This is a genomic window from Pseudomonas ovata (assembly GCF_003131185.1).
Taxonomy (GTDB): Bacteria; Pseudomonadota; Gammaproteobacteria; order Pseudomonadales; family Pseudomonadaceae; genus Aquipseudomonas; species Aquipseudomonas ovata.
In genome coordinates this window covers 18,635-36,279 of the sequence record NZ_QFFU01000009.1, presented here as the reverse complement: position 1 = coordinate 36,279, position 17,645 = coordinate 18,635, and the positions used below count along the sequence as shown (strand labels likewise).

At 59.4% G+C, this 17,645-nt stretch carries 19 protein-coding genes, 3 tRNA genes and 1 pseudogene; 15 read left to right on the top strand and 8 right to left on the bottom strand.

Going from position 1 to position 17,645, the window contains the following annotated elements:
• Nucleotides 1-183: 183 nt before the first annotated feature.
• The 6 genes from gacA to DGA31_RS14135 all read left to right on the top strand — a co-directional run bounded on the left by gacA (nucleotide 184) and on the right by DGA31_RS14135 (nucleotide 3,866).
• Nucleotides 184-828 carry a response regulator transcription factor GacA gene (gacA, locus tag DGA31_RS14160; protein ID WP_082481621.1) on the top strand — a complete coding sequence of 215 codons (645 nt, stop codon included), beginning with the start codon at nucleotides 184-186 and terminating at the stop codon, nucleotides 826-828.
• A 14-nt stretch (nucleotides 829-842) separates the two neighbouring features.
• A complete protein-coding gene (gene uvrC / locus DGA31_RS14155) occupies nucleotides 843-2,666 on the top strand; it encodes an excinuclease ABC subunit UvrC (protein WP_056839678.1) in 1,824 nt (607 codons plus the stop codon).
• A gap of 32 nt (nucleotides 2,667-2,698) precedes the next feature.
• Nucleotides 2,699-3,259, top strand: a complete 561-nt coding sequence (gene pgsA, locus DGA31_RS14150; RefSeq protein ID WP_056839679.1) for a CDP-diacylglycerol--glycerol-3-phosphate 3-phosphatidyltransferase — start codon at nucleotides 2,699-2,701, stop codon at nucleotides 3,257-3,259.
• A 65-nt stretch (nucleotides 3,260-3,324) separates the two neighbouring features.
• Nucleotides 3,325-3,400, top strand: a tRNA-Gly gene (locus DGA31_RS14145).
• A gap of 46 nt (nucleotides 3,401-3,446) precedes the next feature.
• A tRNA-Cys gene (locus DGA31_RS14140) sits at nucleotides 3,447-3,520 on the top strand.
• A 260-nt stretch (nucleotides 3,521-3,780) separates the two neighbouring features.
• Nucleotides 3,781-3,866 (top strand) — tRNA-Leu (locus DGA31_RS14135).
• A gap of 84 nt (nucleotides 3,867-3,950) precedes the next feature.
• Here DGA31_RS14135 and DGA31_RS14130 read toward each other — a convergent pair.
• A pseudogene (locus DGA31_RS14130) lies at nucleotides 3,951-4,530 on the bottom strand (tyrosine-type recombinase/integrase); the annotation flags it as partial.
• A gap of 34 nt (nucleotides 4,531-4,564) precedes the next feature.
• Here DGA31_RS14130 and DGA31_RS14125 point away from each other — a divergent pair.
• Together DGA31_RS14125 and DGA31_RS14120 are read left to right on the top strand one after the other, a co-directional pair.
• Nucleotides 4,565-4,972, top strand: coding sequence for a phage gateway protein (locus DGA31_RS14125; protein WP_421957969.1), 408 nt, complete (start codon nucleotides 4,565-4,567; stop codon nucleotides 4,970-4,972).
• Between the two features lie 7 nt (nucleotides 4,973-4,979).
• Nucleotides 4,980-6,467, top strand: a complete 1,488-nt coding sequence (locus tag DGA31_RS14120) for a DUF3383 domain-containing protein (RefSeq protein WP_109512960.1) — start codon at nucleotides 4,980-4,982, stop codon at nucleotides 6,465-6,467.
• On the opposite strand, the gene DGA31_RS14115 is transcribed toward DGA31_RS14120, so the two are convergent.
• Nucleotides 6,464-6,757 (bottom strand): addiction module antidote protein, encoded by a 294-nt coding sequence (locus tag DGA31_RS14115; protein ID WP_109512959.1) that lies wholly within the window; start codon nucleotides 6,755-6,757, stop codon nucleotides 6,464-6,466. The two genes, DGA31_RS14120 and DGA31_RS14115, sit on opposite strands and share 4 nt — an antisense overlap.
• Before the next feature lie 2 nt (nucleotides 6,758-6,759).
• A complete protein-coding gene (locus tag DGA31_RS14110) occupies nucleotides 6,760-7,053 on the bottom strand; it encodes a type II toxin-antitoxin system RelE/ParE family toxin (RefSeq protein WP_109513068.1) in 294 nt (97 codons plus the stop codon).
• Between the two features lie 161 nt (nucleotides 7,054-7,214).
• Between DGA31_RS14110 and DGA31_RS14105 the strand changes: the two genes are divergently transcribed.
• The 5 genes from DGA31_RS14105 (at nucleotide 7,215) to DGA31_RS14085 (ending at nucleotide 9,679) form a co-directional block, all read left to right on the top strand.
• Nucleotides 7,215-7,526 (top strand): phage tail fiber protein, encoded by a 312-nt coding sequence (locus tag DGA31_RS14105; protein ID WP_152035037.1) that lies wholly within the window; start codon nucleotides 7,215-7,217, stop codon nucleotides 7,524-7,526.
• A 262-nt stretch (nucleotides 7,527-7,788) separates the two neighbouring features.
• Entirely contained in the window at nucleotides 7,789-8,313 is a 525-nt protein-coding gene (locus DGA31_RS14100; RefSeq protein WP_109512957.1) for a hypothetical protein, read from the top strand.
• A 174-nt stretch (nucleotides 8,314-8,487) separates the two neighbouring features.
• Nucleotides 8,488-8,745 (top strand): hypothetical protein, encoded by a 258-nt coding sequence (locus DGA31_RS14095; RefSeq protein WP_109512956.1) that lies wholly within the window; start codon nucleotides 8,488-8,490, stop codon nucleotides 8,743-8,745.
• Nucleotides 8,746-8,777: 32 nt separating this feature from the next.
• Entirely contained in the window at nucleotides 8,778-9,074 is a 297-nt protein-coding gene (locus DGA31_RS14090) for a hypothetical protein (protein ID WP_152035036.1), read from the top strand.
• A gap of 176 nt (nucleotides 9,075-9,250) precedes the next feature.
• On the top strand, nucleotides 9,251-9,679 hold the full coding sequence (locus DGA31_RS14085) for a LexA family protein (protein ID WP_109512954.1): 429 nt from the start codon (nucleotides 9,251-9,253) through the stop codon (nucleotides 9,677-9,679).
• A gap of 164 nt (nucleotides 9,680-9,843) precedes the next feature.
• On the opposite strand, the gene DGA31_RS14080 is transcribed toward DGA31_RS14085, so the two are convergent.
• The 5 genes from DGA31_RS14080 to modA form a co-directional block, all read right to left on the bottom strand.
• Complete coding sequence (locus tag DGA31_RS14080; RefSeq protein ID WP_109512953.1) at nucleotides 9,844-10,446, bottom strand: hypothetical protein; 603 nt, start codon at nucleotides 10,444-10,446, stop codon at nucleotides 9,844-9,846.
• A 239-nt stretch (nucleotides 10,447-10,685) separates the two neighbouring features.
• The gene (locus DGA31_RS14075) at nucleotides 10,686-12,893 is read right to left on the bottom strand and encodes a TonB-dependent receptor (RefSeq protein WP_109512952.1); all 2,208 of its coding nucleotides are present in this window, start codon (nucleotides 12,891-12,893) and stop codon (nucleotides 10,686-10,688) included.
• 297 nt (nucleotides 12,894-13,190) lie between these two features.
• Nucleotides 13,191-14,279, bottom strand: a complete 1,089-nt coding sequence (modC, locus tag DGA31_RS14070; protein ID WP_109513067.1) for a molybdenum ABC transporter ATP-binding protein — start codon at nucleotides 14,277-14,279, stop codon at nucleotides 13,191-13,193.
• A gap of 3 nt (nucleotides 14,280-14,282) precedes the next feature.
• The gene (gene modB / locus DGA31_RS14065; RefSeq protein WP_109512951.1) at nucleotides 14,283-14,963 is read right to left on the bottom strand and encodes a molybdate ABC transporter permease subunit; all 681 of its coding nucleotides are present in this window, start codon (nucleotides 14,961-14,963) and stop codon (nucleotides 14,283-14,285) included.
• Nucleotides 14,964-15,731, bottom strand: coding sequence for a molybdate ABC transporter substrate-binding protein (modA, locus tag DGA31_RS14060; RefSeq protein WP_109512950.1), 768 nt, complete (start codon nucleotides 15,729-15,731; stop codon nucleotides 14,964-14,966).
• Nucleotides 15,732-15,922: 191 nt separating this feature from the next.
• Between modA and acuR the strand changes: the two genes are divergently transcribed.
• Nucleotides 15,923-16,558: an acrylate utilization transcriptional regulator AcuR gene (gene acuR / locus DGA31_RS14055; RefSeq protein ID WP_056839688.1), complete on the top strand. Its 636-nt coding sequence runs from the start codon at nucleotides 15,923-15,925 to the stop codon at nucleotides 16,556-16,558.
• Between the two features lie 46 nt (nucleotides 16,559-16,604).
• Nucleotides 16,605-17,600 (top strand): acrylyl-CoA reductase (NADPH), encoded by a 996-nt coding sequence (gene acuI, locus DGA31_RS14050; protein WP_109512949.1) that lies wholly within the window; start codon nucleotides 16,605-16,607, stop codon nucleotides 17,598-17,600.
• Nucleotides 17,601-17,645 lie beyond the last annotated feature (45 nt).

Here is a 17,645-nt window from a genome sequence, read left to right as displayed (position 1 = left end):
GCTATCCACCTGTCGAGGGTGAGTCGGGCACGTGGCAGGCCATGCGATCCTGTCATGCCGTGCCGCAGGTGGCTGTCTTGCCGCGCCGTCCTGCCCCCGTCTTTGGATGCCAGAATCCAGGTCCGACTCATTGTTCTTGCCAGTGTGGCCGGCACTGCTATGACTGTTTCGCGAGGTATATCCTTGATTAAGGTGCTAGTTGTCGATGACCATGATCTCGTGCGTACAGGCATAACCCGCATGCTCGCCGACATCGATGGCCTGCAGGTTGTCGGCCAGGCGGACTCGGGTGAGGAGTCGCTCAAGAAAGCGCGTGATCTGAAGCCGGATGTGGTGCTCATGGACGTCAAGATGCCTGGCATCGGCGGCCTTGAAGCAACGCGCAAATTGCTGCGCAGCCATCCGGAAATGAAAGTGGTGGCAGTGACTGCCTGTGAAGAAGATCCATTCCCGACCCGCTTGCTGCAGGCGGGCGCTGCCGGCTACATGACCAAGGGGGCAGGGCTTACGGAAATGGTCCAGGCCATTCGCCAGGTGTTTGCCGGCCAGCGTTACCTGAGCCCGCAGATTGCACAGCAGCTGGCGCTAAAGTCATTCCAGCCTGAACAGAGCAACTCGCCGTTCGATCTGTTGTCCGAACGAGAGATCCAGATTGCCCTGATGATTGTCGGCTGCCAGAAAGTCCAGACCATTTCAGACAAGCTGTGCCTGTCGCCGAAAACGGTCAATACCTACCGCTATCGCATTTTCGAAAAGCTTTCGATCAGCAGTGATGTGGAACTGGCGTTGCTTGCAGTGCGTCACGGCATGGTCGATGCCAGCGCTTGAACCCGAATCCGAATATGACCCAATTGTTTGATCACAGTGCCTTCCTTTCGACCTGCAGCGGCCGTCCCGGTGTGTACCGGATGTTCGACGCCCAGGCGCAATTGCTTTACGTTGGCAAGGCCAAGAACCTCAAGAATCGCCTGTCCAGCTATTTCCGCAAAACCGGCCAGGCGCCAAAGACCGGGGCCCTGGTCGCGCGCATTGCGCAGATCGAAACCACGATCACGGCCAATGAAACCGAAGCCTTGCTGCTGGAACAGACGCTCATCAAGGAGCACCGTCCGCCCTACAATATCTTGTTGCGCGACGATAAATCCTACCCCTATGTCTATCTGTCGGACGGTGCTTTTGCACGGCTGAGCATTCATCGAGGCGCGAAAAAGGGCAAGGGGCGTTATTTCGGCCCGTACCCGAGTGCCGGTGCGATCCGCGAGAGCCTGGGTCTGCTGCAAAAGACCTTTCAGGTGCGTCAATGTGAAGACAGCTATTACCGAAACCGCACCCGGCCTTGCCTGCAGTATCAGATCAAGCGCTGCAAGGCGCCTTGCGTCGGGCTGGTGGAGCCTGAAGTCTACGCTGAGGATGTGCGTCATTCGGTCATGTTCCTGGAAGGGCGCAGCAATGCCTTGACCGATGAACTCAACACCGCGATGGAGCAGGCCGCCATGGCACTGGACTTCGAGCGAGCGGCAGAGTTGCGCGATCAGGTGTCCTTGCTGCGGCGTGTTCAGGATCAACAGAGCATGGAGGGCGGCACGGGCGACGTGGACGTGGTGGCCGCCTTCGTCAACCCGGGCGGCGCGTGCGTACACCTGATCAGTGTCAGGGGTGGGCGGGTGCTGGGCAGCAAGAATTTCTTTCCACAGGTGGGCATAGAGGAGGAGGTCGGTGAAGTCATGTCGGCGTTCCTGGCCCAGTATTTCCTCGGTGGCGTAGACCGTGAGCTGCCTGCTGAAATCATCGTCAACGTGGTCCATGAGGACTTTCCGACCCTGATCGATGCAATCCAGGAAGCTCGGGGGCGTGAGCTGTCCATCAGTCATCGGGTACGCGGTACGCGTGCGCGTTGGCAGCAACTGGCGGTGACCAACGCCGAGCAGGCACTGTCGGCGCGCTTGGCCAATCGCCTGCATGTGGCCTCGCGCTTTGAAGCCCTGGCCCAGGCGTTGAACCTGGATTTACCGCCGCAGCGCCTGGAATGCTACGACATCAGCCATTCCAGTGGCGAGGCAACTGTCGCCTCCTGCGTGGTGTTCGGCCCTGAGGGTCCGATCAAGTCCGACTACCGTCGCTATAACATTGAGGGCGTAACGGCCGGTGACGATTATGCGGCGATGCATCAAGCCCTGACCCGACGGTTCAGCAAGATCAAGAGCGGTGAAAGCAAGTTGCCCGATATCCTGCTGGTCGATGGTGGCAAGGGGCAGTTGAGCATGGCGCGTGAAGTGCTGGACGAGCTGGAAGTCCCGGATCTGATTCTGCTGGGTGTTGCCAAGGGGGTGACCCGCAAGGCCGGTTTTGAAACCTTGTACCTGAACGATGCGGCGCATGAGTTCACCCTGCCGGGTGACTCGCCAGCCTTGCACCTGATCCAGCAGATTCGCGACGAAGCCCACCGTTTTGCAATCACTGGTCACCGCGCTCGCCGGGGCAAGACCCGGCGTACTTCCACCCTTGAAGGAGTAGCTGGTGTAGGGCCGACCCGGCGTCGTGATCTGCTCAAGCACTTCGGTGGCCTGCAGGAATTGTCGCGCGCCAGCATCGAAGAAATCGCCAAAGCACCGGGGATCAGTAAAAAGCTCGCAGAGTCGATTTATGCCAACCTGCATAGCGAGTAGAATGCCCGCTCACCTTGTAGCCAGTTGTGCCGATGAATATCCCTAATCTGATTACCGTACTGCGCGTTCTACTGATTCCGATCTTCATTCTGCTGTTCTATATGCCTTACCACTGGAGCTACATGGCGGCCAGCGTGGTGTTCGCGTTTGCTGCGGCCACCGACTGGCTTGACGGTTACCTGGCCCGTCGCCTTGAGCAAAGTACGCCTTTCGGTGCTTTCCTTGATCCGGTTGCCGACAAATTGATGGTGGCCGTGGCGCTGGTGCTGTTGGTGCAGGTTCACGCCAACCTGTGGCTGACCCTGCCGGCTGCCGTCATCATCGGTCGCGAGATCGTGATTTCAGCCTTGCGCGAATGGATGGCCGAGATCGGCGCTCGGGCGCAAGTGGCTGTTTCCAGCCTGGGCAAATGGAAAACGGCTGCACAGATGCTGGCCTTGGTCATCCTGCTGGGCAACCCACCCGCACTCACATTCTGGGTGGTGCTGGGCTATGCATTGCTGCTGATTGCAGCCGGCTTGACACTATGGTCGATGATGCAATACCTGAAGGCGGCGTGGCCGCATCTGAAAACCACGGTAGAAAAAAAATAACTTTTTTAGAATCAAGGTGTTGACGAAAAGTTTTGAGTGTATAGAATGGCGCACATCAAGACGATGCGGGAATAGCTCAGTTGGTAGAGCACGACCTTGCCAAGGTCGGGGTCGCGAGTTCGAGTCTCGTTTCCCGCTCCAGTTTACGATGCGTTGAATGTTGGCTTTGCTGGCATTGAGCGTTTGAGGCCGAGTAGCAAAATGGTTATGCCGTGGATTGCAAATCCACTTACGCCGGTTCGATTCCGACCTCGGCCTCCACTATAAACAGAAAACCCCGCAGGCTAGCGTCTGCGGGGTTTTTTGTTTGTGGGATTTGTTGAGTCAGTAAGTTTGGTCTTCCCGAATACAGCCTCCTTAAAGGCGCGAGAGGGTGGTGTCCTGTTGCAGGATCCTTCCATAGCTCCTTGATTTGGAAAGGGTTTGTTTATCCTGGATGTGCAACATTCTGTGCCAACTGAATGTGCTCGGCGCTTGATTAGTGTGGCTTGGGTGTATATATTCCCTGCTCTTGGATGTATGCCCTGATGGCGAAATTGGTAGACGCAAGGGACTTAAAATCCCTCGTCCTATGGACGTGCCGGTTCGACCCCGGCTCGGGGCACCATGTCTAGGTCAAGGGTTACAGCTCTTTCTGAGCAACAAAGCCCTTCGATTTTTTTCCGCAATAAATTTTTCTTTTCCGCAAAACCTATCTTGTCGGTGTCACCTTCATTCCCTTTCGCATCCTGATGTAGTGTTCGGTCATGCCGATTGTGGTATGTCCCAACTGATCACGGGCCTCGCGAATATTCCCCGTTGACTCCTCTTTGTCCGTTGCGGCTTTTGCTCGCAAATCGCGCATTTGAAAGCTGGCCTTTTCGATGCCTGCAGCCTCCCTGGCGTTATCGAACCTGGTGCGCAATGTCGCGTAGGTCATGGGCTGGCCATTCTCCAGCACGATGAGCCGGGTAGAGCGAATCTTGTAACCCGCTTTGCGCGTCGCTATGCGGGCGAGCAGAATCGCCAGTTCACCCATGACCTCAATTCGCCGCTTGGCCCCGGTCTTTCCTTGACGCACCTGCAACTGGCCATCGCGCAGATCGCGTTCGTCCATCTTCAGCGTGTAGGTGATCCGCTGAGCGGTGAGGTAAAAAAGATTCAGGGCATCTTTCAAAGGCTGATCAGCCTTCTCGTAGACCTTGGCAAGCATGTCATCCTCGATATAAACGTCTCTGCCGGTTTCCTTATTGCCTTTGACTCCTGAGCAGGGGGTTCGCCAATGCTGTATACCAGCCCACAGGCCAGGGGCGAGAACCCAAGGGCATCTGCTTTTTCCCGCTGAGCGATCCGCTCTACGGCTGGCAACACCGCAAGCATCGTTATGACCCGGCCACCGGCGACCAGGTGCATATCGAGACCCAGATCGTGCGCACAACGTTTCAGGTGTCGGGCTTTGCCGAGGCCAATACCTTGGACAGCGCCGTCATGACGGCCGGCGACATTACCCAACTGGCCGCGATGCTGCTGGTCTGCCTGCCAGCGGTCGAAGCGTTCCGGCGTGCCGGGGCGGGAGTGGAACGCGTGACCGCTGTTCGCACCCTGTTTTTCGAGAATGACCGGGGCCAGAACGAAGCGGCGCCTTCGTTCGACATCACCCTGTCGCACAGACACATCCTCACGCTCAGAACGCCATCCGTGGACGGTTTCGAGCATGCATTCACCCGCGTATGAGGTCGCTATGACCATTTCTATTGATCGTTATGTCCAAATCACCTCCGGCGTGGCGGGTGGGCAGTCGGTGGCCGAACGCGAGCTGGTCGGCCTGCGCTTCACGACCGACCCCCGCGTGCCGCTTGATGCCGTGGTAACGATGGGAAAAGGCGATGCCGACGCCTACTTTGGCGCGACCAGCCCTGAGGCGACGTTCGCCAATCAGTATTTCAGCTATATCAGTCCGGCACCGGTCAGCCAGGCGCAGAAAATCCGTTTCGCCGGTTACGCCGACGTGGCACGACCGCCGCGCATCTTCGGGGTGAAGACCGGCAACACCCTGGCGCACTTCAACGGGGTGGCCGGCGGCACCCTGGTGCTGACCCTGGGTGAGACGACTGCCACGCTGAGCGCCATCGACCTGTCCGGCGCCACCACCTTTGCCCAAGTGGCAAACACCCTGCAGACCCTTATCCAGGGGCACGCGGCTGGCGGTGCACAATGGACCGGCGCCACAGTGGCGTACGACCCGGTAGCCGCCATCTTTACCCTGACTGGTGGCATGGCCGGGCCAGCAGCCGTGGACGATGAGCTGGCGTTCCTGTTGGGCTGGGGTCAGATGCTGGCGGTTCATTCACTCGGCAGAGAAGCGCAGATACCGCTCGAAGCGCTGCAGGCCGCCGAGGACATTACCGATTCGTTCGGATCGCTGAGTTTTCCAACCTTGACGCTGGAGCAGGCCGTACCGCTGGCGCACTACGTGGCGGCGCTCAACGTCAAATACATGCTGTTGATCGCCGTCAGTGAAACCGCCACCGAATCGTTCTACGCCGCCTTGCGCGGTTTTCCTTCGGTGGGGCTGGTGCTGAGCGGCATTGCAGGCCAGTACAAGGAGGCGATCCCTGCCGCGATCATGGCCGCGACCGACTACCAGCGGCGTAACGCCACGGTGAACTACATGTACCGGCAGGTACCCGGCATGTCGCCGGACGTCAGCAGCAATGCCCTGGCCAACGTGCTCGACAAGCTGCGCGTAAGCTATTACGGCGAGACCGCCAACGCCGGCCAGAAACTGTCGTTCTTCCAGCGCGGTTACCTGATGGGCGATGCCACCGCGTCGCTGGACATGAACATGCATGCCAACGAGCAATGGTTCAAGGCGTACCTGACCGCCAGGCTGCTGAGCCTGCAACTGGCCATCGGCAAGATCCCCGCCAACAACGACGCGCGCGGCATGGTGCTGGGCGTGGTGATCGAAGCGGTCAACCAGGCGAAATTCAACGGCACCATCATTGTCGGTAAAGACCTGACCGTTACCCAGCAGATCGCAATCACCCAGCTATCCGGCGACCCCGACGCCTGGCGCGATGTGCAGACCAATGGCTTCTGGGCAGCGGTGCGCATCATCCAGCGCACCGGCGACAACGGTGTGACCGAACACATTGCCCAGTACACGCTTGCCTACAGCAAGAACGACGTGGTGCGCAAAATCGAAGGCTCGCACAACCTTATTTAAGGATGCGCAGGTGACCTGGCATAAAGCTCGACGCCCATGGCGCGCATGACTTTCATGATGGTATCGAAGCGTGGCTTGGCGCCCGGCGCCAAGGCTTTGTACAGGCTGGCTCTGCCAAGACCGGAGTCTTTGGCGATTTGCGCCATGCCACGCGCCTTGGCGACGTGGGCGACCGCGCGGATCAGTTCGTCGGTGTCGCCATCGGCCAACACCTGGGAAAGGTACTCAGTGATGGCTTCATCACTGTCGAGCATTGCCGCCATATCGAACGGCAGTAGGGTATCGGTCATGATCAGACCTCCTTGGCCAGTGCAATTGCCTGCTTGATGTCGGCAGACTGGGTTGATTTGTCGCCGCCGACCAATAGCACGATCAATGTGCGGTCGCGGGTAGTGAAATAGACCCTGTAGCCGGCGCCTATATCGACACGCAATTCAGAAACGCCCTCGCGGACGCTCTTCATGTCGCCCAGGTTGCCAGCAGCGGCGCGCTCAATGCGTCGGGCGATGGCGATTCTGGCGCGCATGTCACGCAAGGCGGCATGCCATTGGGCAAAAATCTTGGTTTGTCGGATTTCGTAAGTCATGAGGTGAGTGTATCCAACTGAAGACAAAATACACTGCTTAATTTGTAAAGTCTGTAACCATTTATCGATCTTTATACACCTCGCCTCGGCGGGGTGCCCGTGTTTGCCCATTCCATCAATAACTCATGCCCGCCTGTTCGGGCTTGTTTGAGGTTTCGCCCATGTACGACGTATCAGGCACCGGCCTGTCGCTCAACATCGTCGCCAGCAAGATATTCCCCAACGGCTTTCCGGTCACCGAGTTTGCCGACGATGCCGATCCCTTCGACCTGTCGGCGGTGACGGCCGCCACCGCCGCCATGAACGTGAACGGCGACCTGGTGGTGTACAGCTCGCCGCAACCGATCCTGCCGAGCATCAATGTGATTCCCGGCAGCGAGGCGGATAACAACCTGCAGATCCTCTTTGAGGCCAACCGCGCCGCCAAGGGCAAGAAGATCGCCCGTGACGTGATCAAGATCGTGGCCACCTAGCCATGCTGGAGTACAACACCAGTTTTTTCGGCAACGGCGGCCCCTCAGGTTTCTTGGAAGGGCTCGTCAAGAAGCACCTTCCGTTGATTATCCAAACGCTGATGGATTCTTTGCCGCCATCGTCAGCGCGGGATTTGCCACGCGCACCGAACTCAAGTCGACCATAGACCTGGAGGAAGCCTTTGAGCTGTGGGAGATCGTCCAGGCCAACCGCTACAACGAATGGCTGGCCATCGAGCACAGCAAGAAACAGGGGCGCTGAATGTCATTACTCGACACCTTTACCATCCTGTTCCAGGCCGACACGCGCAGCGTGGAAGAGGGGGCGCAACGGTCCGAGAACGCCGCCGACGATCTGCTTGAGCGCTTGCGCGACACCGATGCGGTCGCAGGCCAGGTCGGGGACTCCTTCAAGGACTATGCCCAGAACGCGCTGGGCGCGATCACCGCTGCGCTGAGCGTGGGCGCCTTGATCAGCGGCACCATCCAGAAAGCCGCGGACATCACGGCGCTGGCGCAGACCGCCGAAACCCTTGGCGAGGCGGTTGAAGACCTAGACGCTTTCGGGCGTGCGGCCGCTGCCGCTGGCGGCGAGGCCGAAGGCGCCCGTGATGCGCTGGTCGACATGGCCGAGAAGATCGGCGAGGCCACCAGCGACGCTGAGTCGTCGGCCGCTCAAGCGTTTGAAGCCTTGAGCATCGGTCTCAAGGATGTCGAGGGCAATTCCAGGGGCGCGGTGGCCGGCATGCTGGCGCTGGCCGAAGCGGTGGAAGGCATGGTGAACTGAAACGCTGACTTTTCGATGCCGGCTGCCTCGCGTGCGTTGACGAACCTGCTGCGCAACACCGCTGCTGTACGGGTGTCGACGGTCACCACTCGTCGAGCCCTCGGCACTTTCGTTCAGTGTCGCTTCTCTCACGGTTATGCGCAGATGTCCTGCGTTGTACACAGGAGATTCGTCATGACCATCGAAGACAACGGACCTGAAGCTGCGTATCCAGGACCCGCTGAACAATCCCCTGATACGGGGGGTAGCCACGGTTCAGGTATCGAGCAGGCCGCTTCGGAGCCTAAACAAGGAACCGGGCAAGGGCAGGGCGTTCAACAAAGACCGGAAGACTGGAACCCGCCTCCTGGCAATCCTGGCTCTGACCAGGACGCCCAGACGAATCGGGAAAACGGCAGTGCGAGAACTGACAGCCTGATTGATGAGGAATAAACTGCTGGCTGCCAAACAAAAGGCCCGGATCGATGTCCGGGCCTTTTGTTTGGCAGCACAATATTGTTTTCTGGCTGTGGCCAAAAAGCGATGATGCAAACCGCCTGGAATCCGATATGGCTTTTATAAAAGAAATGTGGAACATGCTCTGCATGCTCTTCTGGACAATGGTCGGGTTACTGATGCACCTGGCCTTGATAATGGTAGGCGCCTGGGTGTCGTACGAAGTGCCAGACATTGATCGTGAAACCCGTACCTGCCTGTTCCTTGGCTGGATGGCCGCACAATTCCTCGGCGCTCATTTGATCCACAAAAGACTGATGAGATAGACGAGCTCAAGGCCGAGCAGGTCCATACCTTGATAAAGCGCATAGCGACCACACGCGAGGCGCCTCCTGTCGAAATTTCCCATATAAAACATTGACCGCCATCGAGACTCAGCGTTAACTGTATATGCATACAGTTATCGTTTGTTTCCCTACCTCACGTCTCGAAGGCTTGTACCATGAGTGTCGTATTTCTGGGTCAGTTGGCCAAAGGTGGCATCCCGCTCCCGCTGCATTCGTCCAGGTCGCCGACAGCGTTTCCCGCACCCGTCGCAGGCCCTGTCGAGAAAAAAATCTCCCTCGACGAACTGTTCGAAGTCCGGGCGCCGCATGTTTACATCGCCAGGATCCAGGGCGACAGCATGCAAGGCGCAGGCATCTTCGATGGCGACCTGGCCATTGTCGATTGCAGTCGTTACGCAGAACACGATGACATCGTTGTCGCCTTGCTCAACGCCGAGCCGTTATGCAAGCGTCTGCATTTGCAGGATGAGGCAGTGATCCTGAAGTCTGAAAACAGCCATTATCCGCCACGGCATATTGTGGAGCAGGATGAGCTGACGATCCTCGGCGTTGTAAAGTACAGCGTACGAGATCATGACAAATGACCCGACATCGGGTTCGCCGAAAGAATGGCCTGTCCGCGAAATAACGACGCTTTCTTCACGGGCTTTTCACAAGCGGGGCCCTATGATTACCCCGAATCCAAGTGTGTCCTTTAAGCCCGCTCCCCCCCATCGCGGGCTTTTCTTTGCCTGAAATTTGAGTGTCCCTATAACACCCGTCGAAAGCGGATGACCCATACCCACGGATTGTCGTGCCAGGCATGCCGTTTGTGCAGGTTCTGCCAATACGTCGCGAAAGCGATGACAGCCGTTGGGCTTAGCCCGGAATAGGGCGCGGGCATGTGGTTGGCAAAATAGACATGGGTGCTGTCATGAATGGGATAGAAACCCTCGGCACTGGCTTGCTCGTCCGTGATGTCTTGCAACTGTTCACTGCCGATATCGGTCACTTCAAGCTCGATGCGTGACGCCTGCCGGGGCATGTGGCGCCCGGGTCGATACCACCAGAGCGGCCCCGTACTTATGCGCGGTTGCCTGGCGTAGCCTTCGGGTGCAGAAAACTGGTAGGCCTGCCCCGATTCCAAGGTCATGTCGATGAAATGCCAGAGTGTCCGCTTTTTCAGCTCGCTGTATTTCGACGACCAATAGCCGTAGGCGTAGAAATCCTCCTTGAGCCAAAGGTGCCTGCCGGGAGGGCCGTAGGGACACGAGGCGGCAGGGTAAGCGGGAATGACCTGCCGGGTGACGGTCTTCTTGCCGGATAATATGGCATTGGCCATCGGCGTACTGAAAAAAATGGAGCGTGCCACAGCGTTCTGTTTCCATAATCCTTTTAATGGGTATATGGCATTACATCACAGCGCCGAGAACTCTTGAGTTCGCCCGCTTCAAATCAAGCGCTTGACCCGATGAAGTGTCGCAGGGTCAGATTTTTTGAGTGGGTTCGCAGAATAAAACCATTCAAATGGTCTGATGCGCGGCGGGCTGCTGGACCCGCTTGGTGCACGCAGTAAAAAGCCGCAGCCCCGCAAGGCTGCGGCAGGGCGTATCAGAACGCGTAGTTGGCCGACAGGATTGCTGAGCGGGCATCACCGTATTCAAGCGCCGAAGAACGAGCGGTGGTGCCGTTCTGTTGGCGAACGCGCTCGACATAGTCCTTGTCGAACAGGTTGTTCACGTTCAGTTGCAGGTCGAAACTGCGATTGACCTGATAACCCAGCATGGCGTTATGCACCAGGTAGTCATCCAGTTTGGCGGTGGTGCTGGACGTCACATTGCGCTCGCTGACGTAGCGCGCACCGTAGCCTACGGTGAAACCGGCCGGCAGCTTGTAGGTGGTCCACAGGTTGAACGAGCGTGGTGGCGTGTTGCCAAGCGCCTGGCCTTCGCGGGCAATTCCTGCTGCGGTGTCAGCGGCCTTGAGCGTCTCGCTGTCCAGGAACGTGTAGTTGGCGTACACATCCCACTTGTCGGTGATGTGCCCGGTCACGCCGATCTCTGCACCTTGTACGCGTTGCTCGCCGGCCAGTTGGGTTGAGCCGTCGGCCATGGTTTCACGAGCATTGCTCTTTTCAACCCGGAACACAGCGGCATCCAGTTCCAGGCGCTTGTCCAGCAGCTCCCATTTGGTGCCCAGTTCCCAGGTCTGGTTCTTTTCCGGATCAAGGTTCTCAGTGGTCAGGCTCAAGCCACCGCCGCTGGACGCCAGGCTTTCGGCCGACGGGTTGAACGAGTTGCCCCAGGCCACATAGATGCGCCCATTCTCAACCGGCTTGTAGACAAGACCGACGCGGCTGCTGGCTTTTTCATCAGAAGACTTGAAGCGGGTCGTGCGCACTTGATCAGGTGAAAAGCCTTCGGCCTCACCCTTGAAACGGTCGTAGCGCAGGCCCAGGTTCAGGTCCCATTGCTCGTGCAGGGCAATGGTGTCGAAGGCATAGACGGCCTGGTTGGTCAGCTCGGTCTCGGTGTAGCCACTGGTGGCCTTGTTGGTGGCGCCGCCCCAATAACCGGGCGGATTGCTTAGCGAATAACCGTTGGCCGGGAAACCGGTCAGGTTGTAGCTGTAGGTTTTCAGGTCCAGGGTTTCGCGGGAAATCTCCACGCCCGTGACCAGGTCGTGGCGCATGCCCAGCACATTGAAGTTGCTGAGCAGGTTGGTCTGGTTGATCCACATTTCCGTGGTGGCGTGGCGGCCATAGGCTTGCGGGCCGGCAGGCAGGTACTGGCCGGCTGGCAGGCCGCTGGTGTTGACGTGCGAGGCCGATACCGTGGTGTCGCGGGTGATGTGGCTGTAGCGCGTCAGGTTCTGCAACCGCAGGTTATCGTTGAAGTCGTGCTCGAAGTTGGCCGTGAGCGCGTTCTGTTCGATCTTTTCCTTGTCGAGATTCTTCCAGCCGAAATAGTCTTCGCGACTGACACCGGCCAGCTTTTTGCCGTCCAGGGCCGGCACACCGTAGTCGGGGGTGTTGTCGTCGGTCTGGTGGAAGGCACTCAAGGTCAGGCGCGTAGAGTCGCTCAGGCCCAGGCGCAGGGACGGGGCGATGCCCCAGCGCTCGCGCTCGATCTGGTCGCGGCCGGCCACATCGTTCTTGTGGCCCATCAGGTTCAGGCGAAAGGCGCTGTCGGTGCCGACGCCTTCCAGTGGCTGGTTGGCATCGACGGTCATGCGGTAATAGTCGTCGGTGCCCAGGCTGCCGCCCAGGCGGGTAAAGGCCCGATCCTGAGGCTGCTTGCTGATCACGTTGATGCTGCCGCCGGTGGTGCCGGCGCCGCCGAACACCGAGTTCGGCCCCTTGATGACTTCGACCTGATCAATATTGAAGGTGTCGGTCCGGCTGGTCTGGGCGCTGTCGCGCAGGCCGTCGATCTGGATATTGCTGTTGGCTGAAAAGCCACGAATATTGATGCTGTCGCCCGAACCACCGCCGCCTTCACCCGCATTGAAGGTAATGCCTGAAACATTGGACAGCACTTGCCGCAGGCTCAGGGCCTGTTGCTCCTGGATGACCTGCGCCGGAACCACGGTGATGGTCTGTGGAGTGTCCAGCAGGGGCGCCGCGATTTTGCTGGAGGCCGAGCGTTCGGTCTTGTAGTCGCCGGTGCCGGCAGCATCGACGTTGATGTTGTCGAGTTGCAGCGCGCTGCTGCGTGTCTGGTCGGCCAGCGCCTGGGCGGCGCAAGAGGCGACGGCCAGTCCGAGGGCGGACAGCATCAGCGTGTGGGTCGGGCGGGTAAGGGCGGGCATTTTAGTCATCTGTAACGCTACCTGTGAAAATCCAAGTGTTGATTATTTTTTTGAGAATCATTTGCAGTTGAGTGTGCGGCGCCAATGATGCTGAGAATCATTGCTCTTTACAATGTAAGTATCGAAATTATTTCTGTGCAGTGTTGTCGTCGTTACAAAGAAGTGAGCGCGGCGGACCGTCGGCGCATGGCAATGAGTGCGAGCAAGGCCTTAGTTTTCATCAGGGGCACGGGCAAGGTCTGTCAGATCTTGCCTACGCTGAGTCGGGCTTTGCCGACGGAGGAAGAGGGAAACCTCAAGAAGGAATCAGGCCAGGACGGCAACGCTCTTGATCTGGGCCCAGAGCGGCTGGCCTGGGTGCAACTGCAATTGATCGCTTGAGTAACGCGTAATACGCGCCAGCAAGGGCGTGCCGCTGGCGTCGAGCAATACCTGCACATGCGCCGGGTGCTCGGCAGGTGCCTGGCCGACAACAGTGACCGGCAGGCGATTGAGGATGCTGCTGTGTTCGTCGACCTGCCGGGTCAGGCTGACATCCCGTGCCTGCACCTTGACACGCAGGCGACTGCCAGGCGCCAGTGGGCCATGGGCGATGCGCATCTGTTGGTCGCTGCCGGGCAGGTTCAGGGTCAGCAACTGATAGTGCGGATCGAAATCGGTGACCACCCCTTCAATCACCACCCCGGCATCAGCCTCCAGTGCCGTTGGCAGGTCGAGCCGGGCCAGCATGGCCTGCAACGGACCGCTGGCCACGGCGCGGCCTTCGCTGAGCAATACCAGATGATCGGCCAGCCGTGCCACTTCGTCCTGTGAGTGGCTGACATAGAGCATGGGAATGCGCAGCTCGGTGTGCAAGCGCTCCAGGTACGGCAGGATCTCGGCCTTGCGCCGGGCATCCAGCGCTGCCAATGGCTCATCGAGCAACAGCAGGCACGGGCTGGTGAGCAGGGCACGGGCAATGCCGATGCGTTGTCGTTCACCGCCGGACAGCTTGTCCGGGCGTCGCGCCAGCAGATGGCCGATGCCCATCAACTCAATGGCGTGTTCGACCTTGACCTTGCGTTGCGCCACTGGAATGCGGCGCAGGCCGAATTGCAGGTTGTCCAGCACATTCAGGTGGGCAAACAGGCTCGCTTCCTGAAAGACATAGCCCAGGGCACGTTTATGAGTGGGGACGAAAATACCGCGCCGGCTGTCCTGCCAGACCTCGCCGTTGACCTCGATGAAGGCTTCGGATGCCTTTTCCAGCCCGGCCACGCAGCGCAGGCAGGTGGTCTTGCCGGAGCCGGAGTGCCCGAACAGCGCGGTCACGCCCTGACCCGGAACGTCCAGGTTCACGTCCACGCTGAAGTCAGGGAATGCCAGTTTGATGCGGATGTGCAGGCGCTCGTTCATCATTCAGCTCCAGACAGTCTTGTTCTTGCCACTGGTATACAGCGCCAGCAGCACCACGAAAGCAAATACCAGCATCAGTCCGGCCAGCCAATGGGCTTGCTCGTACGCCATGGATTCGACGTGATCGAAAATCTGTACCGACACCACGCGGGTCTTGTCCGGGATATTGCCGCCGATCATTAATACCACCCCGAACTCGCCCACCGTGTGAGCAAATCCCAGAATCGCGCCGGTCAGGTAACCAGGTCGAGCCAGGGGCAGCACGACATGAAAGAACGTGTCCCAAGGCCCGGCCCGCAAGGTGGCGGCCACCTCCAGCGGACGGCTGCCCATGGCCGCAAAGGCGTTGTGCAGCGGCTGTACGACGAAGGGCAGGGAGTACACCACCGAGCCAATGACCAGCCCGGCGAAGCTGAAGGTCAAAGTGCCGAGGCCCAGGCTTTGGGTCAGTTGTCCAATGTAGCCGTGCGGTCCCAGCAACAGCAGCAGGTAAAAGCCGATCACCGTGGGCGGCAGTACCAAGGGCAAGGCCACGATGGCGCCGACCGGACCCTTGAGCCAGGAGCGGGTATGGGTCAGCCACAGTGCAATGGGGGTGCCGACCACCAATAAAATCAATGTGGTCAGCGAAGCCAGCTTGAACGTCAGCCAGATGGCCGCCAGATCACCGCTGTCCAACGGCATTTACAGCGTGTACCCAAAGGACTTGATCACTGCAGCGGCCCTGGGGCCTTTCAGGTAGTCGATCAGGGCGGTGGCGGCCGCGTTGTCTTTGCCTTTGTTGAGGATTACCGCATCCTGTCTGATCGGGTCATGTAGCTCGGCAGGCACCTGCCAGGCCGAACCGCTGCTGATTTTGCCATCCTTGTAGATCTGCGACAGGGCCACGAAACCGATCTCGGCATTGCCGGTGGAAACGAATTGCCAGGCCTGGGTAATGCTCTGGCCTTCGACACGCCTGGATTGGGTAGCCGCGGTCAGCCCCAGCTTTTCAAGCACCTGAGTGGCGGCCAGCCCATAAGGCGCGGTCTTGGGATTGGCGATAGACAAATGCTGCCAGGTGTCGGCCTTGAGAATGTCGCCCTTGGCATCGACATAACCGTCCTTGGCTGACCATAACGCCAGCGTGCCGACGGCATAGGTGAAGCGCGAGCCCTTGACGGTGTCGCCCTCTTGTTCAAGCCGGGCGGGGGTGGTGTCGTCGGCGGCAAGAAACACTTCGAACGGCGCACCGTTCTTGATTTGCGTATAGAACTGGCCGGTGGAACCGAAAGCGGCGACCAGCGTGTGGCCGGTGTCCTGTTCGAAATCCTTGGCGATCGCCTGGATCGGGGCGGTGAAGTTGGCCGCGACCGCGACCTGTACTTCAGCGGCGTATACAGGCAAGACGGCCCACGCAGTGGCTGTGATGACAAGGGATTTGCAAATCAAGGACAAGGGCAATGCACGCATGAAGCGGCTCCGGCAAAGGGTAGGGGGCATTTCGCTATGTACTGAAATATATAGCGTTAAACCGTCTACGGGAATGGGCGTTTACAGCGCTGTCTCTCATGCTGCCGACTGCGCAGTCTGCAGTCGGTCATTGTCGCTTGCACGACACGTGGCAATTGACTTTTAAAACGTCCGGTCTAATATCTCTTGTCATGAATGATCCTATTGCCAAAGCGCGCCGCCCTGGTCGTCCACCCAAGCTTGATCGGGACAACGTGGAAACCCGCGAAGTCCTGATCCGTCGTGGTCTTGAAGTCCTTACCGAACAGGGCTTCACCGCCACCGGGCTGGACTTTCTGCTCAAGCAGGTCTCGATCCCCAAGGGCTCCTTCTACAACTACTTTCCCAGCAAAGAGCTGTTTGCCCGTGAAGTGCTGGACCGCTACGCCGAGTATTTTGCCAGCCTGCTCGACCGGTACCTGCTCGATGAGTCCCTGTCGCCGCTGGAGCGGCTGGTCGGTTTTGTACAGGCCGCCAAGGTCGGCATGGCGCGTCATGATTACCGGCGCGGCTGCATGGTCGGTAATCTGGGTCAGGAAATCAGCGTATTGCCCGAGAGCTTTCGGCCCGTGCTGGAGCAGATCCAGCTCGACTGGCAGGCGCGCCTGGCCGCCTGCCTGCGCAGCGCCCAGGCGGTCGGTGAGCTGGGGCGCAGTGCCGACTGCGACGAACTGGCGGCGTTTTTCTGGATCGGCTGGGAGGGCGCTGTGCTGCGTGCCCGGCTGGTGCAGGGCGAGGCACCGTTGAATACGTTCATTGCCGGGTTCCTGCGCGGCTTGCCGCAATAACCCCATACGCCCGCGCGCTCAAAACGATGACTCTTCAGGAGGCGACATGACCAGCAGCTCATTCAAAGGCATCCTCATCGACAAGGACGACGCGGGCTATCACGTCGGCCTGCGTGATCTTGAGCAACACGATCTGCCAGCAGGCGATGTCAGCGTGCAGGTCTCGCACAGCACCCTGAACTATAAGGATGCGCTGGCCATCACCGGCAGCAGTCCCATCATCAAGCGTTTCCCGATGGTGCCAGGCGTCGACCTGGCCGGTACGGTCGAGGCCAGTGATAACCCACGGTTCAAGGCCGGCGACAAGGTCGTGCTCAACGGCTGGGGTGTTGGCGAAAGCCACTGGGGCGGTCTGGCCCAGCGCGCGCGTCTGCAGGGTCAATGGTTAATCCCCTTGCCGGAGGCTTTCACGCCTGCGCAGGCCATGGCCATCGGCACGGCAGGCTACACCGCCATGCTCAGCGTCATTGCCCTGGAAAAGCACGGTGTCAAACCTGAGGATGGCGAAGTACTGGTGACCGGCGCCAATGGCGGGGTCGGCAGCTTTGCCGTGGCCTTGCTGGCCCGGCTGGGCTATCAGGTGGTGGCCTCCACCGGCCGGCCGCAAGAAAGCGATTACCTCAGGCAACTGGGGGCCAGCGCCATCATTGACCGCCATGAACTCAACCAGCCGGGCCGGGCCTTGCTCAAGGAGCGCTGGGCGGCCGTGGTCGATTCAGTGGGCAGCCATACCCTGGCCAATGCCTGCGCGGCCACCCGTTATCGCGGCATCGTTGCCGCCTGTGGCCTGGCGCAGGGCATGGAGTTTCCCGCCACGGTGGCACCGTTTATCCTGCGCGGCGTGACCCTGGCCGGCATCGACAGCGTGAACCGTCCGCTGGAGGACCGCCTGGAGGCCTGGGCGCGATTGGCGACCGACCTGGACCCGGCCTTGCTGACCCTGATCAGCCATGAAATCGGTCTGAGCGACGTGATCGAGCAGTCCCCGCGTCTGATCGCCGGTGAAATACGCGGACGCGTGGTGGTCGACGTCAACCGCTGACCCGCCCCACACTGTGCCATTGACCCAACAGGAGCGGCTTCAACC

Bases quoted from the DNA above. Each gene is read 5' to 3' on its own strand.
- uvrC (WP_056839678.1), top strand. From the start codon at position 843: ATGACCCAATTGTTTGATCACAGTGCCTTCCTTTCGACCTGCAGCGGC.
- pgsA (WP_056839679.1), top strand. From the start codon at position 2,699: ATGAATATCCCTAATCTGATTACCGTACTGCGCGTTCTACTGATTCCG.
- DGA31_RS14120 (WP_109512960.1), top strand. From the start codon at position 4,980: ATGACCATTTCTATTGATCGTTATGTCCAAATCACCTCCGGCGTGGCG.
- DGA31_RS14115 (WP_109512959.1), bottom strand. From the start codon at position 6,757: ATGACCGATACCCTACTGCCGTTCGATATGGCGGCAATGCTCGACAGT.
- DGA31_RS14110 (WP_109513068.1), bottom strand. From the start codon at position 7,053: ATGACTTACGAAATCCGACAAACCAAGATTTTTGCCCAATGGCATGCC.
- DGA31_RS14105 (WP_152035037.1), top strand. From the start codon at position 7,215: ATGTACGACGTATCAGGCACCGGCCTGTCGCTCAACATCGTCGCCAGC.
- DGA31_RS14100 (WP_109512957.1), top strand. From the start codon at position 7,789: ATGTCATTACTCGACACCTTTACCATCCTGTTCCAGGCCGACACGCGC.
- DGA31_RS14095 (WP_109512956.1), top strand. From the start codon at position 8,488: ATGACCATCGAAGACAACGGACCTGAAGCTGCGTATCCAGGACCCGCT.
- DGA31_RS14090 (WP_152035036.1), top strand. From the start codon at position 8,778: ATGTCCGGGCCTTTTGTTTGGCAGCACAATATTGTTTTCTGGCTGTGG.
- DGA31_RS14085 (WP_109512954.1), top strand. From the start codon at position 9,251: ATGAGTGTCGTATTTCTGGGTCAGTTGGCCAAAGGTGGCATCCCGCTC.
- DGA31_RS14075 (WP_109512952.1), bottom strand. From the start codon at position 12,893: ATGACTAAAATGCCCGCCCTTACCCGCCCGACCCACACGCTGATGCTG.
- modC (WP_109513067.1), bottom strand. From the start codon at position 14,279: ATGAACGAGCGCCTGCACATCCGCATCAAACTGGCATTCCCTGACTTC.
- modB (WP_109512951.1), bottom strand. From the start codon at position 14,963: ATGCCGTTGGACAGCGGTGATCTGGCGGCCATCTGGCTGACGTTCAAG.
- modA (WP_109512950.1), bottom strand. From the start codon at position 15,731: ATGCGTGCATTGCCCTTGTCCTTGATTTGCAAATCCCTTGTCATCACA.
- acuR (WP_056839688.1), top strand. From the start codon at position 15,923: ATGAATGATCCTATTGCCAAAGCGCGCCGCCCTGGTCGTCCACCCAAG.
- acuI (WP_109512949.1), top strand. From the start codon at position 16,605: ATGACCAGCAGCTCATTCAAAGGCATCCTCATCGACAAGGACGACGCG.